12 protein-coding genes are annotated in these 14,391 nt (G+C 44.7%); 8 read left to right on the top strand and 4 right to left on the bottom strand.

The genetic code is table 11. The annotated features are described in order from the left end of the window. The first annotated feature begins 682 nt into the window (after window positions 1–682). Window positions 683–1,657, top strand: coding sequence for an octaprenyl diphosphate synthase (gene ispB, locus E5672_RS00060; protein ID WP_136780386.1), 975 nt, complete (start codon window positions 683–685; stop codon window positions 1,655–1,657). Between the two features lie 206 nt (window positions 1,658–1,863). Here the strand turns inward: ispB and E5672_RS00055 are convergent, their stop codons facing one another. The 3 genes from E5672_RS00055 to E5672_RS00045 form a co-directional block, all read right to left on the bottom strand. Continuing rightward, complete coding sequence (locus E5672_RS00055; RefSeq protein WP_136780385.1) at window positions 1,864–2,580, bottom strand: ZIP family metal transporter; 717 nt, start codon at window positions 2,578–2,580, stop codon at window positions 1,864–1,866. A gap of 190 nt (window positions 2,581–2,770) precedes the next feature. Beyond that, window positions 2,771–4,102, bottom strand: coding sequence for a Xaa-Pro dipeptidase (gene pepQ / locus E5672_RS00050; protein WP_136780384.1), 1,332 nt, complete (start codon window positions 4,100–4,102; stop codon window positions 2,771–2,773). 166 nt (window positions 4,103–4,268) lie between these two features. Continuing rightward, window positions 4,269–6,332 carry a transglycosylase SLT domain-containing protein gene (locus tag E5672_RS00045; protein ID WP_136780383.1) on the bottom strand — a complete coding sequence of 688 codons (2,064 nt, stop codon included), beginning with the start codon at window positions 6,330–6,332 and terminating at the stop codon, window positions 4,269–4,271. A gap of 495 nt (window positions 6,333–6,827) precedes the next feature. Between E5672_RS00045 and fadB the strand changes: the two genes are divergently transcribed. Both fadB and fadA read left to right on the top strand, forming a co-directional pair. Beyond that, entirely contained in the window at window positions 6,828–8,978 is a 2,151-nt protein-coding gene (gene fadB, locus E5672_RS00040) for a fatty acid oxidation complex subunit alpha FadB (protein WP_136780382.1), read from the top strand. Between the two features lie 18 nt (window positions 8,979–8,996). Beyond that, a complete protein-coding gene (fadA, locus tag E5672_RS00035) occupies window positions 8,997–10,160 on the top strand; it encodes an acetyl-CoA C-acyltransferase FadA (protein WP_024015658.1) in 1,164 nt (387 codons plus the stop codon). An 81-nt stretch (window positions 10,161–10,241) separates the two neighbouring features. On the opposite strand, the gene E5672_RS00030 is transcribed toward fadA, so the two are convergent. Next, window positions 10,242–11,210, bottom strand: a complete 969-nt coding sequence (locus E5672_RS00030; RefSeq protein WP_136780381.1) for an integron integrase — start codon at window positions 11,208–11,210, stop codon at window positions 10,242–10,244. Between the two features lie 230 nt (window positions 11,211–11,440). Between E5672_RS00030 and E5672_RS00025 the strand changes: the two genes are divergently transcribed. The 5 genes from E5672_RS00025 (at window position 11,441) to E5672_RS00005 (ending at window position 14,174) form a co-directional block, all read left to right on the top strand. Continuing rightward, complete coding sequence (locus tag E5672_RS00025; RefSeq protein ID WP_136780380.1) at window positions 11,441–11,749, top strand: hypothetical protein; 309 nt, start codon at window positions 11,441–11,443, stop codon at window positions 11,747–11,749. A 274-nt stretch (window positions 11,750–12,023) separates the two neighbouring features. Then, on the top strand, window positions 12,024–12,296 hold the full coding sequence (locus tag E5672_RS00020; RefSeq protein WP_240692116.1) for a hypothetical protein: 273 nt from the start codon (window positions 12,024–12,026) through the stop codon (window positions 12,294–12,296). A 718-nt stretch (window positions 12,297–13,014) separates the two neighbouring features. Next, entirely contained in the window at window positions 13,015–13,287 is a 273-nt protein-coding gene (locus E5672_RS00015) for a hypothetical protein (protein WP_136780379.1), read from the top strand. 130 nt (window positions 13,288–13,417) lie between these two features. Continuing rightward, entirely contained in the window at window positions 13,418–13,642 is a 225-nt protein-coding gene (locus E5672_RS00010; RefSeq protein ID WP_136780378.1) for a hypothetical protein, read from the top strand. A gap of 127 nt (window positions 13,643–13,769) precedes the next feature. After that, a complete protein-coding gene (locus E5672_RS00005; protein ID WP_136780377.1) occupies window positions 13,770–14,174 on the top strand; it encodes a hypothetical protein in 405 nt (134 codons plus the stop codon). Window positions 14,175–14,391: the final 217 nt, after the last annotated feature.

The following is a 14,391-nucleotide window of genomic DNA, read 5'->3' as shown; positions in this document are numbered from 1 at the left end:
ACCGTTAAAAAATCACAATTTTTTCGTTAAATCAGCAAAAAACTATCAGTGTGGGAAGAGAAAAGTAGCCGTAATACAGGTTAAGTTTGATGGAAAACGGCATCTCAATTGTATGAGATCCGTTAGCCAGATCGCTAACGGATCGACAACATACTACTACGATCAAACGTTCAGATTCCGACTTAATTGTCACTACATTCGCTTTGAGTATAGTGCTGGGGTTGTTCGTATAAGCGATGATCAGATCTCAAGTATGGATCGCTTCAACATTTGGGCGTTTTATTGTTGATGTGAAATTTCGATCTCCGTCGCCCATTTTCATTTTTTTCTTGTGCAACAAAATCAACCTAGCAGTACCGCTCAACTTTCTTGCTTAAACATCAAAAAATAGCGCTTTGACATGAAAAATTGACAAGAGCACCTATAATCAGAGGTAATTGAATGGATTCGCCCGATTTGGAACCAAAACGCTTGAACAAATACACTGCAAAGAACGGAATTTCGATGGTGGATTACATTTCGACTAATTTCACTTTCGGTTTAACCGTATTTAAGGAATTACGCGTAAATACGTTAAGCTGTCATTTTTTAAGACAATTTGGTGGATAGTACTGATGATTAAGGTACAATCGCCACCAATAATTGCCCAAGACGATAAGAGTAAGTATTTATTGCCATGCCTATGGATATAGATTCAATCCGCGCCCTGTCTAATGATGATATGCAGGCGGTAAACCAGCTGATTCAACAACAAGTCGACTCTGATGTTGCCCTTATTAATCAGCTTGGTTTTTACATAGTAAACAGTGGCGGCAAACGCTTACGCCCACTTCTTACCGTGTTAAGTGCGCGGGCAATGGGTATTAATAATAATGATCACCACACGCTTGCAGCAATTGTAGAGTTTATTCATACCGCTACCCTGTTACACGACGATGTGGTTGACGAGTCGACCATGCGCAGAGGGCGCGAGACTGCAAATGCTATCTTTGGTAATCAGGCATCGGTATTGGTAGGCGACTTTCTTTATACTCGCTCTTTCCAAATGATGGTAAGCCTAAAACGCATGCGCGTTATGGAAATACTGTCGGAAGCCACAAACCAAATTGCAGAAGGCGAAGTGTTGCAGTTGATGAATTGTAACGATGCCAGCACTACAGAAGCCCGCTACTTTGACGTTATCTACGGCAAAACAGCGCGTTTGTTTGAAGCTGCTACACAGTTAGCGGCTGTGCTGACCGACCAAAATGAGCACATTGAACACGCCATGCAAGAATACGGCAAGCACCTGGGTACTGCCTTTCAGCTAGCTGACGATATTCTGGACTACATGGCTGACAGTGAAGAAATGGGCAAGAATGCTGGCGACGACTTAGCTGAAGGTAAGCCTACGCTGCCATTGTTGTACGCTATGTGGCATGCAAAAAATGACGACGACAAAGCGCTTATTCAAGAAGCCATTGAACAAAGTAATGGCCTACCACACCTCACGCGTATTCAAGGTATTATGGAAGAAACCGGCGCTTTGGGCTACACACGTGAATGTGCACAAAAAGAAGTGCAAATGGCCATTGATAGCCTTAACGCTATAGAAGACTCTGAATATAAAGAAGCGCTTATTGCGCTGGCACATATTTCAATTGAGCGTACGAGCTAATTACCCTTAAATGGTATGAAAAGGCGTGTTGTAACCAATACGCCTTTTTTTGTGGGTAAAACCTGGATAGCACTTAAAACGTAGGCTTCAAACTTGTCGATACACAAAATGTTTTCGAAGCTCTGACAAGCCAATTCAATAAAGCACTTTCTCTGCGCTGATTCATCATGAAAACAAACGTTTAGGCTAAGCGCATTTTTTATAAGCTACCCTTCAAGCATAAAGCCGATCAGGCCTACTAAGAAGCCAAGAATACCGCCAAGCGGAGGAAGCCAGTGATTTTCCATGCGAATTTGCGGAGCAATATCCTGAAACACTGAATAAAGGATACCACCTGCAGCAAACAACATGATCCCACTCATAACCACTGGGAATTGGGCTAAATAATAAAAGCCTAGCAAACTGAACAAGGGGCCAAGTAGCGCCATCAAAACAAAAATGACAATGAGTTTATTGCTACGTTGTTTGTTTTTGGGCAACATCTCTCTGTAGGCATTAAACCCTTCAGGTAGATTTTGAACCGCAATCAATAGGCCTAACAACATAGTGCCACCGCCTAATGCTGCCGTAGTACCAAGGGCGATAGACTCAGGCACAAAATCACTGAGCATGGCGGCTAACTGGCTGCCTGCGGTTTTCTTTTTCGCCAAATAAATGTCAAGGGCCATAAAAGCTAAAGCACCACCAACAAAGCACATTATGGCCGCCAATACCGATACGTCTTTTATACCCTCTGGCACAAGCACAAGACCCACCGCCGAAATAAGCGCCCCTGCTCCTAACGCCAAAATCCCGTGACGTAACTCTTTTTCCAGCCACTTAGGTTGAATACCCTGGTAAGTCGCTAAAATAGCGCCAGCAGGCATCGCTAAGCCTGCTACTGTTGCCATTATCAGTAAACCTACTATATCGCCTTGTGCCATAAAGACTCCTTTCTAGCCATTGCTTGTACATCTCCCTATTGATTACTACACACAGCACCATTGGTTTACAAATAAATGTAAATTTCAGTACCTTTTCTACGCATTCTACACGCGTAACGAAAAAGAGCAGCCTAAGGCTGCTCTTTGCATTCATGACAATGGGTTGTGTTAGCGATACACAAATAATCGATTAATTTAAATCTAAATCTCGGGTCATGTTCTCGTTCTTGTCACGATGCACAATAATGTTGTCTTCAATGCGAATGCCGCCGAAGGGCTTGTATGCATCAATGGTATTCCAGTTGATGTACTTAGACGCAGGCGTTGCTTTAAGGTCGCGCAATAGGCTATCGATGAAGTATAAGCCCGGCTCAATAGTAAACACTTGGCGCGCTTCTACCATACGCGTGCAGCGCAAGAACGGGTGATCGTCAGGAGCCGGCTTAGGCGTGCCTCTGTCATCATTAACTAGACCGCCTACATCGTGCACTTGTAAACCTAAGAAGTGACCAATGCCATGCGGGAAGAATGTACGCGTGATCCCCAATTCCACGATTTCTGGCGGCGTTAGGTTCACCATGCCGGTGTCGTGAAGAATTTGCGCAATACCATCGTGGGCTAACAAGTGAATGTCTGTGTAGGCGACCCCAGGTTTTAACGAATCAACTAAGGTCAGCGTTACCTTATCTACCGCTTGAATAAGGTCGCGAAACATTGCTGAATTCTGAACACCGTCTTGAGCATAAGTACGTGTAATATCTGCCGCATAGCCATGATAATTCGCACCCGCATCAATCAAAAACGAACGCGATTCTTTTGGCGCTACGGTATCGCACTGCATGTAATGCAGAATTGAAGCATGCTCGTTAAGTGCCACAATGCTGGTATAAGGCACATCGTTATCGCCCTGTCGACACGCAGAGGCATAAGCTAAATTAATGTCGAACTCGCTTTTACCATTGCGAAAAGCTTGCTCTGCCGCTTTATGACCTGCCACCGCCAGTTTGTTAGCTTCACGCATGCAGTCTAGTTCGTAATCGGTTTTATAAGCACGTTGATAGTGCAAATAATGCAACACGCGGTCTGGGTTTACATTGTCAAAACCCAATGCTTTGGCTACTTCAATATATTCGCCTACATAGGCAAAACGGCTTTTATCGTAAGGCAGAAATTTCTCTACCGCATCGGCCTGCTGAAGTAGTTTAATGTCGAAGCTGTCAGTCCAAAAGTCATTTGGCTCTGGTGGCACTTTGTGCCAGAAATCTTCAGGACGATAGAAAATAAGCGTAGGCTTGTCTACCCCGTTTACCACCAGCCAACAGTTAGGATTATCAATAACAGGCACCCATGCTTTGAACTGCGGGTTCACCTTAAATGGGTAGTGATTATCGTCTAAGAAAAGGCGCTTGCCCTGCCCTGAGTGAATAACTAACCCGTCTAGCCCTTCTCGCTGTAACGCTTCGCGAGTTCTAGCTTGAAGCTCTTCGATATGCTGTTGGTAGGTTGCTTTATGTTGCGACATAGCCCCTCTTATCTTTTTAGTCGTTAGATGGAGCACAGTGTATCACGAGGCCAACATAACGTGCATGCTGGCTCAGACCGCTGTACTGTTGTTTACGTTAAGTTTCCCATACTGGTAAATAATAACGTATTGAAAGGCGTACCCTTATACGCCTAACCTTTGACAACTATCGCGGCGCTAGTTGCAATGTGCCAGTTACCGGATGTGTACTTACCGCATCAGCCGATGGGATCATATCGCGGGTAAGTTGAGGGAAGATATTCTCGTTTCCACCTAGCTGCTGGTCGTAAATATGCTGATAGGCCATCACCGCTTTCACATACGCACGGGTTTCTTTATAGGGAATATTCTCAATCCAAATATCTACGGGTAGCGCTTCATTTGCAGGCAACCATTCCAGCACTTTGCGCCAGCCAGCGTTATAAGATGCCGAAACTAACACAGGGTTATTGTCTAGTTTATCCATCAAATAGCGAAGGTACTGCACCCCATATTCAACGTTATCATTTACCTGAAAAAGTGTATTTCGACTTACTTTCTCTTTTGCTACATAGCGTGCTGTTCCCGGCATTAGCTGCATCAGACCTGCCGCACCTACAGAAGAAATAGCGTCGCTTCTAAACGAACTTTCGCGGCGTGCAATGGCCATAGCCAGCGACTTCGAAATGCTGTATGCCTGTGACTTTTCACTAAACACATCGTTAAAAGCCAGCGGGAATCTGCGCTCAACATCGTCCCAATAGCCGCTTCTCGCAAAACTAGTGATAGCCTGATCGTACAAGCCCCACTCGTAGGCCAAAATGCCCGCATCGGTGACTTTAGATTCGGGCAAATGGGAAAGCAAGTAATACCATTCTCTACGCGCTTCTGTGGTTCTGTCTAACCTGAAAAATTCAACGGCACGCATGGTAGCAGGTGTTTTTGCGACACTGGCTATAGCTGCCGTGTCTCTTGGCGCTGGCGTATGCGCAAGCGATGGAATTTCGCCTACATGTGCACTTGCCATAAAGCCATAGTAATGGCGCTCTTGCGCAAGCTCTTTATAAAGCACAGTAGCCTGCATAGTTTGTCCAAGCGCTTCTAAAGCACGGGCTTTCCAATAGCGATAGTTCTCTTCCTGTTGTAGGTTAACAGGGGCGTTATCAATAACATCAATCACTTCCTGCCACTTTTTCATGCGCAATAAATAGGAAACATGCCATAGCTTTACGTCTTCACTGGCGCCCTTTACATCAGCAAGTTCTAGCCAATGACGCGCTTGAGGAAGCCGGTCTAGCGTGTAGCTAAGCGCTATCGCTCTTCGCATCACGTGCTGCTGTGCTTGTGAAAAGATGTTCTTGTCGTTGTAACGGTTAAAAACTGTGCCTGCTAAATCGGGGTTTCTCCATGCAAGTTTTTCTACCGCCCATACAATGACCTCCGCTTCATGGGATGTATTTTTTAGCGGGAAGAGCGCCGTTTTGTTAACGCGGCTGGTGTCACGGGTTACCGATAGCCACGCATCCGCAAGGTATTGCTTATCACTGGGTAGTTGGCGCTTAAGATAAGAAATAATACTTCGGTTATCTTCTTTCGCAGCAATCTCAATACGCTTTATCACCATTTCTGGTGTCATCATGCCCGCTTTTTTCCACTTAGCAAAAAGCGGATCGCACTCGTCGGGTTGCGACTGCCCATGAAGCCAAAGGGCATCAACTTCTGGCAATATATCTTTCTCGCTTTCACCCTCTTTTAACCGGTAATTAAGTGCAATACAGGTTAGTCGCGCGCCCATGCCGGGGCGATAGTTTTCTAAAAAAGTACTGCGGTAGTCATTTTTAGCGAGGTAGTTAAGCCACTTGTAGCGCACCCCGTAGCTTACCGGCTGACCGTTAAAGTCTTCTAGAAACTGTTTAACATCGCGCTTTGTCTTTATCGACATGGTGCGTTCAAGCTTAAGCCGAAGCAGATAAGGATAAAGTGGGTAGTGCGCTAACTCATAAATGTCGTCATCAAGGCGTTCTACATTTCGCTTAGAGTACGTTAATAATTTCTTTTCAACTTCTAAGTAACGAGCCCGGTCTTTTTCGAAAATATCATTGGGAAGCGTTAATGGCTGTGTAGCCCAAGCGCTGATAGAGAAAAGTGAAGATAATGAGAAAACAAATGCCCCCACAACAATGTCAGACAATTTATTATCTTTTGCCAGCGAGCGCTGGCCTAACCACGAACTAAAATAAAAACCAGACACAATAGAACTCCTACCCTGCTCTACACTCGAACGCTTATGAGCGCTGGCAACTTTGCCGAATCGAGCTGATTGTAAAATGTTGCTGAAAAGCAGCATTGCGACTGACCCACAACGTTTGTTTGATAAACGAAGGGAAAATTTTCAGCCTGGCTCCTTGCCAAAGAAGATGTTGTGCCAGCTGTCGTTAGCTATGCTTTACAAACATAGTTGACATGATTGTAGATTATTCTTTTGCTGGATTGGCGCTTTGCGCCAATAACGCTCATTATACAACCACCAATGCCGAAATGAAGCTTGAATTCGATATTTGCACTTGAATTTAAGTCATCGGACCACTACCTTAGACAAATTGAAACGCTTGTTTGATTTTTTGTTGAAATTTTGTGTGGCTTTGTAAAGAATCTAGCCACCCTAACGCGTTAGTGAATGCATACGACCCTACAAATTAGTTGGATTACTTCACTAACATCCTGGCCAATGCCGAAGGAGATGATAATGATATACACAGGCAAAAGTCTTTCCGTCAGCCTGTTAGATGACGGCTTTGCTGAGCTGGTATTCGACGCCGAAGGTTCAGTAAACAAGTTCGACCGCCAAACAGTGAGCGAACTTGACGAAGCAACTCAAGCCCTGCTTGCGAAGGGCGATGTTAAAGGCTTAGTAGTACGCAGTGCAAAACCTGCATTTATCGTGGGTGCTGATATCACAGAGTTCACTGGCCTATTCGCCATGGACGATGCCGAAGTACTACAGTGGGTTGCTAATACGTCACAAGTATTCGACCGCTTCGAAGACCTACCTTTCCCTACTATTGCTGCAATCAATGGCTTTGCGCTAGGCGGTGGTTGTGAAATGGCATTGGCGTGTGACATGCGTATTGCTGACACTACCGCTTCCATTGGTTTACCCGAAGTTAAACTAGGCCTAATGCCTGGTTTTGGTGGTACGGTTCGTTTACCTCGCCTTATTGGTTCAGACAATGCCCTTGAGTGGATGACCACAGGTCGCGACAGAAAAGGCGCGAAAGCCTTGGCTGAAGGCGCGGTTGACGCCGTTGTTGCACCAGAAGCGCTAGTTGAAGGCGCGCTTTCAATGGTGAAAGACGCCGCTGACGGTAAGTTTGACTGGCAAGCACGTCGTGCGGTTAAGAAAGCCCCACTACAGCTTAACAAAAACGAAGCTATGATGAGCTTCAGTACTGCTCAAGCTATGGTATTTGCGCAAGCTGGCAAACACTACCCAGCTCCGCACAAAATGGTTGAGACTGTTCAAAAAGCAGCGGGCCTAGACCGTGAAGGCGCACTTAAGCTTGAAAATGAAGGCTTTGTAGCGTTAGCGAAAACTGACGCAGCGAAAGCGCAAATTGGTATTTTCCTTGCCGACCAGCTAGTGAAGAGCAAAGGTAAAAAGCAAGCGAAAGCAGCGACTAAGCAATCTAAGCTTAACGCTGTGCTAGGCGCAGGCATCATGGGCGGCGGTATTGCATACCAAAGCGCCGTGAAAGGCACGCCAGTTATCATGAAAGACATTAATCAAGGTGCACTAGACCTTGGCCTTTCTGAAGCAGCAAAAATTCTTGGTAAAGGCATGCAGCGCGGTAAAGTAGACGCGGCCAAAATGGCGCAAACACTTAACGCTATCACGCCTACCCTTGAGTACAGCACACTTAAAGATGCAGACCTTGTTATTGAAGCGGTTGTAGAAAACCCGAAAGTAAAAGGTATTGTGCTTAAAGAAGTAGAAGACAATGTAGCGGACGACGCTATCATCTGTTCAAACACCTCTACTATTTCTATCAATCAGCTAGCTGAAAGCCTAGACAAGCCAGAGCGCTTCTGTGGTATGCACTTCTTTAACCCAGTGCACCGTATGCCGCTAGTTGAGATTATTCGTGGCGAGAAAACGTCTGAAGAAACCATTAATGCAGTAGTAGCCGCTACCCTTAAAATGGGCAAAACCCCAATTGTGGTTAACGACTGCCCAGGGTTCTTAGTAAACCGCGTATTGTTCCCATACTTTGCGGGCTTCAGTAAGCTACTTATCGACGGCGCTGACTTCGTTGCGGTTGATAAAGTAATGGAAAAAATCTTCGGCTGGCCTATGGGCCCTGCTTACCTAATGGACGTTGTGGGTATCGACACGGGCGATCACGCAGCAGACGTAATGGCTGCGGGTATTCCAGAGCGTATGGCTCGCCTAGACAACGACCCGGTAACTCTTTTCTACAAAGAGCAGCGTTTAGGTCAGAAGAACGGTAAAGGTTTCTACAACTACGGTGTTGATAAGCGCGGCAAGCCGTCTAAAACACCTGCAGAAGAAGCATATGCTTTAATGGCGCCACACGTAGCTGAGAAGACTGACTTTGAAGCAGACGACATTATTGCACGCCTTATGATCCCTATGGCAAACGAAGCAATTCGCTGCCTAGAAGAAGGCATTGTAGATAGCGCAGCTGAAGCAGATATGGCGCTACTTTACGGCTTAGGTTTCCCTCCATTCCGCGGTGGTATTTTCCGTTGGATTGAAACCATTGGCTTGGCGAACTTTGTTGCTATGGCAGACAAGTACGCTGAACTTGGTCCAATTTATCAGATCTCAGACGGCGTTCGTGAAATGGCCGCTGCTGGTAAATCCTATTTCGCATAAGACCCGGAGGAAAAACTAATGAAAGAAGTGGTCGTAATCGATTGCGTACGTACCCCTATGGGTCGTTCAAAAAACGGTGTTTTCAGAAATGTGCGTGCAGAAGACCTATCTGCTGCGCTAATGACCGCGCTATTAGAGCGTAACCCTGGCGTAAACCCAGCGGAAATTGAAGACATCATTTGGGGCTGTGTTCAGCAAACTAAAGAACAAGGCTTCAACGTTGCACGTAACGCGCAACTACTAACACAAATTCCACGTACAACTGGCGCGGTAACGGTAAACCGTTTATGTGGTTCATCAATGCAAGCCCTTCACGATGCGACAAGCGGCATCATGAGCGGTCGTGGTGACATTTACATGATTGGTGGTGTTGAGCACATGGGTCACGTACCGATGAACTACAACATCGACTTCCACCCTGGTCTTGCTAAGTACACGGCAAAAGCGTCGGGCATGATGGGTATGACTGCCGAGCTACTTGGCCGTCAAAACGGTATTACTCGTGAGCAACAAGACGCATTTGGCGCACGTTCGCATCAGCTAGCGCACAAAGCACACCTTGAAGGCCGCTGGGCTAACGAGATTGTGCCTGTTGAAGGTCACGATGCGAACGGCGTATTAAAGCTAATTGACTACGATGAAGTAGTTCGCCCAGAAAGCACAGCTGAAAGCATGGCGGCACTTCGCCCAGTGTTTGACCCAGTAAACGGTACTGTTACTGCGGGTACATCTTCTGCGCTGTCTGACGGTGCATCAGGTATGCTACTTATGTCAGCAGACCGTGCAAAAGAGCTTGGCCTAACGCCACGTGCGAAAATTCGCGCAATGGCTGTGGCTGGTTGTGATGCGGCAATTATGGGTTATGGCCCAGTGCCAGCAACACAAAAAGCCCTTAAGCGCGCTGGCCTTACTATGGACGATATCGAACTTGCTGAGTTTAACGAAGCGTTCGCAGCGCAGGCGCTATCGTGCATTAAGCAGTTAGGTTGGATGGACCACCTAGATACTAAGATTAACCTTAACGGTGGTGCAATTGCACTTGGTCACCCACTAGGTTGTTCTGGTTCACGTATCTCGGGTACGCTTATCAACCTAATGGAATCACAAGACGTAAGCCTAGGCTTAGCGACAATGTGTATTGGTTTAGGCCAAGGTATTGCTACCGTATTTGAGCGTGTATAAGCGTTTGAATAAGAGGTTTTAAAGCTAAGTTTTCAAAAGGGCCTTCGGGCCCTTTTTTGTTGGTTTTAATCAGTTTTCAGATTACTTCAAAACACGAGATAAAGGACTTACCACCCCCTGCGCACCTTGCTGAAGCACGTGAGTATAAATTTGCGTGGTCTTTACGTCTGAATGACCTAACTGTGTTTGCACCGTTCTAATATCAGCGCCCGATTGTAGCAAATGGGTTGCAAAAGAGTGGCGTAGCGTATGAGGCGTAACTTTCTTTTTAATGTCACAAGTTTTTGCCGTGTTTCGTATCGCTTTTTGTATACTCGATTCATCAATATGATGTCGTCGCACCCTTTTACTTTCAGGATCGACAGATAATCGAGAAGAGGGAAATAAATAATGCCAGCCTAACTCTCTGGGCGCGTTTTTGTATTTCAATCGTAACCGATGAGGTAGATAGACGCCTGCGTATTTGGGGTTTTCTAAATCAGCCGCCAAAAAGTTTTCTACCATAGCGATTTGTCGAGTAAGACCGGGCTTTAGTTCCGCAGCCAAGGTAACAATGCGATGCTTACCGCCTTTCCCATCCCAAATGCGAATAGCGTTGTAGTCAAAATCGATGTCTTTAACTCGTAGCCTAACCGCTTCCATTAGCCGCAAACCACTTCCATACAATAAAGATATTGGTAACTTCAGGTTGGCAGGAATTTGCTCAAAAAGAGAAACGACCTCTTCCTGCGTTAATACAACCGGAAGCTTAGCTTGCCTTCGGCTGGCAACAAAATTGAGTTCGCACGAAAGTGGCCTTTCCAATATATCGCGATACAAGAACGCTAGTGCATTTAGCGCGCTAGCCTGAGTGGCTGGCGCCACATTTTTAGCGTTAACTAAGTGAGACAGAAACACTTCAACTTCTTTATCTCCCATGTCAGATGGGTGCCGATTGTTGTTAAAGCGAATAAAGCTAATGATCCATTTGCTATAGAGTTCTATCGAACGCTTCGCATAGCGACGGTTGTGCATATGCTCTATCACCATTTGCATGAACATTGATTTCATTTGTCTAAATTTTATTACTGTAAATAAAAACAGAATTGCGGTTTTTAACCCGACCGTAAAATAAAAAGGAAAGATTCCGTACTTAAGTTCAGTATTTTCAGATACAAAGTGTAGGTTATTGATGAAAATGTATTTACGTGCGAAAGTGATAAAATTATAAATGTGATATATGGAAATTATCCGCCTTGCATAAAGGATTTTTTCCTTACACTAAATTGTTAGGTGCCACCATGAGCATTAAACATTTGGAGCTTTTAAGAAAAGCTTTAGAAAGAAAAAAGTGGCAATTCGTTCAAGAACTACCTGGCAATGATTATGAAATTTCCGGTTACTGGGAATTTGCTAGGCCAAACGGAAACCCAAAGCTTCTGCTAGCATTTGAAGGCCTAGACGACATGAGTACACTCACCATCGAAAACGCGTTTGGGTGTCATGTCGTTGGACAAAATGAAATAGGTTTGTATTTTGGAAAAGTGGGTAAGTCTTTTTCCGAGGAATTAGATAAATTCTTACAGGAAGTTTTAAAAAGTGTCACCTAACAACCCAATAAACTCACTCACTTCGTTCGCTGGGACGCATACACGCGGGGCGGCTTCGCCATTATGCCCCACATGTCTGCGCCCGTTATTGGAAAGTTATAAGGCGTCAGCCTAAACTGCGTTTGGCTTTATAAAAATCTTAGCACAACTGCCCTCACCTGTTTTCATTAGCATCGCTCTGGCTTGTGATAGGTTTAAATCCGCCGCTTTCAATTCAAAGGTTGCGCATTAGGCGCTTTATCGCCAAGTTATTATTCGACGTCAACAAGCGCCAATGCGTTTGACAGTTCAAATGGCGGCTAGCTTCAGTCAAATCAAAACCGTCACTGCACAGTCGTTTTTCTTGTCTGTGTTAACAATCAATCGTATGCTGGCTTCATCAGTTTTTAAAAAGACCAAAGGAACTGGCTCTGCTTATAACAAGGCGCTTAAGACCACTCCCTTCGGTCGCTCGGACGCATTTACGCGGGGCGGCTTCGCCATTATGCCCCACGCAACTGCGCCGCTTAGCTTAATGTTATATTCTCGAATGGAAAAGGAGAATTGATATGGATGTAAATAATTCTAAAAGCTTCAAACTCGTAATATTTATTTTGTCGGTCTTACTTTCTGGTTTTGTCCTAAAGCTTGCAGGATTAGACGCTTCGCAGGCCAATATCGTTAAGCTTTCCAACTTCTCCCTTCCAATTTTTATAGTCTTCGGCATTTGCGTTAGCTGGACTTACAACTCAATCCATTTTTTGACAGAGCGCTTTTATCAAAAACGAACATAACAACCCAATCAACACACTCACTTCGTTCGCTGGGACGCATACACGCAGGGCGGCTTCGCCATTATGCCCTACGTGCTTGCGCCCGTTATTGAAAAGTTTTAGGCGGTTGTTCCCTACCAAATCGATTTGCTAGTTCATTTGTGACATTCCAACCGATAGGTTGTTTCGCTAGGTCGTTATGAATCTCGTTGCTCTACTTGCTTTATCGGTTGTATCAGCTCGTGTTTCTATTTGTGCAGCCGCGTTACATCTAGCATTTCGTACAATGTTGTTTTATCGTGGATTTATTAAATTTAAATCAGCGGTTTGTTTGGCAATCGGTGGCGGCAAAGCCGCGTGCGTTCAGTTGCACGCCTAACAAAACGCTTAAGTCGCAACCCGCTACGCGGGTCGCTGGGACAAATACACAATGCGGCTTCGCAATTATCGCATTGTGCATTTGCCCCTTAGCTTAGTGTTATATGCTTTGAAATCTCATAGTAAGGATGAAAAATGAGTACATTTAGTTTTAATAATGGACGTATTGAAGTAGAAGGTAAGGTACTAGCTGATAATCTCGAGGGGCAGCTGAGTATGTATCAGACTGGTTCACTGAAGCAATGGGGCGGTCATTTCGACTCTTCTGACTTTAGCCTTATTGAAAACCGTGAAAAAAAGTTCCTCATCATTCCTGGTCAAATTAATGGAATGGTAGTTTTCACAAATTTTAACGGTGACACAATTACATTTAAAGGCTCTGGTAATCCCAACGCTGGCAGCATATAACAATCACATTAAGTCGCTCGCAGGCTCGCTGGGACAGTAACACGTGGGCTCTGTCGCTTCGCTCCAAATTTTAGCCCACGTATTACTGCCCCTTATGTGGGTGTTAGGTTTTTAAAAGGAAAGATTTATTATGGAAGCGCTTTTTGGAAGTTTTACTATTCTCATTCAAATATCATTATTAATTTTATGGTTACTCGTTCCTATTTTTATCTTCCTCATTTCTAAGCGCGTAAAAGAAATGCGAGATATGGCACGAGAGTCTAAATTTGCGGTTAAAGAGCTAAACGCGAATATTAAATACCTTAAGCGTAAATTATATGAGGAGAAGGATGAGCAAGATGGCTCAACTCTCTAGGCAAATTAAACACAAACCTAACAACCCAATAAACTCACTCACTTCGTTCGCTGGGACGCATACACGCGGGGCGGCTTCGCCATTATGCCCCACGTGCCTGCGCCCGTTATTGAAAAGTTAGGTGCCTATGAAACCATTCTGGCTATTTTTTACTGCTGTGATTTCTAACAACGCGATGTCCAGAATATTTATTTGTCAGCAACTACCGACAGAACATGTGATTGAATCAGACATTCTCATCAAATCACATGATATAGGTTTTGGGTTTCAATATATCTTAACAACTCCAAAGACATTCAAAGGATTAGAATTCGAGTCTGCTGTAGTTCAGGAATTGAATGGTGACGATATAAAGTTATTCTTTTCACCTCACATGACGGGTACAGATGAGGAAATGGACTTATCCAGCGTTATGATTTCCCATAAAAAGTTAACAAATACAAAATTATATGTAGATTATGGAAATACATGTAGTGGATCTGGATATCGTGTTATTTACACGCTTTCTCCTTTAGAAATAGAGGATTACTAAGCCACCGTGAAAGCACCTAACAATCGCATAAACTCGCTCGCGGGCTCGCTGGGACAAAAACACGTAGGCTCCCTTCGCTTCGCTCTGTATTATAGCCTACGTATTTTTGCCCGTTATGCGGGCCGTTATATGACTGGGAGAATTTAAACAATGGATGTAATTTGGATTACGCTGGTTGTTCTCGGGTTACTTAATATATTTGTAAGTGTATTTCTCT

The sequence above is a fragment of the Alteromonas portus genome (assembly GCF_005117025.1).
GTDB lineage: Bacteria > Pseudomonadota > Gammaproteobacteria > Enterobacterales > Alteromonadaceae > Alteromonas > Alteromonas portus.
The sequence above is the reverse complement of the archived record's forward strand: the minus strand, read 5'-3'. Positions and strand labels throughout refer to the sequence as shown.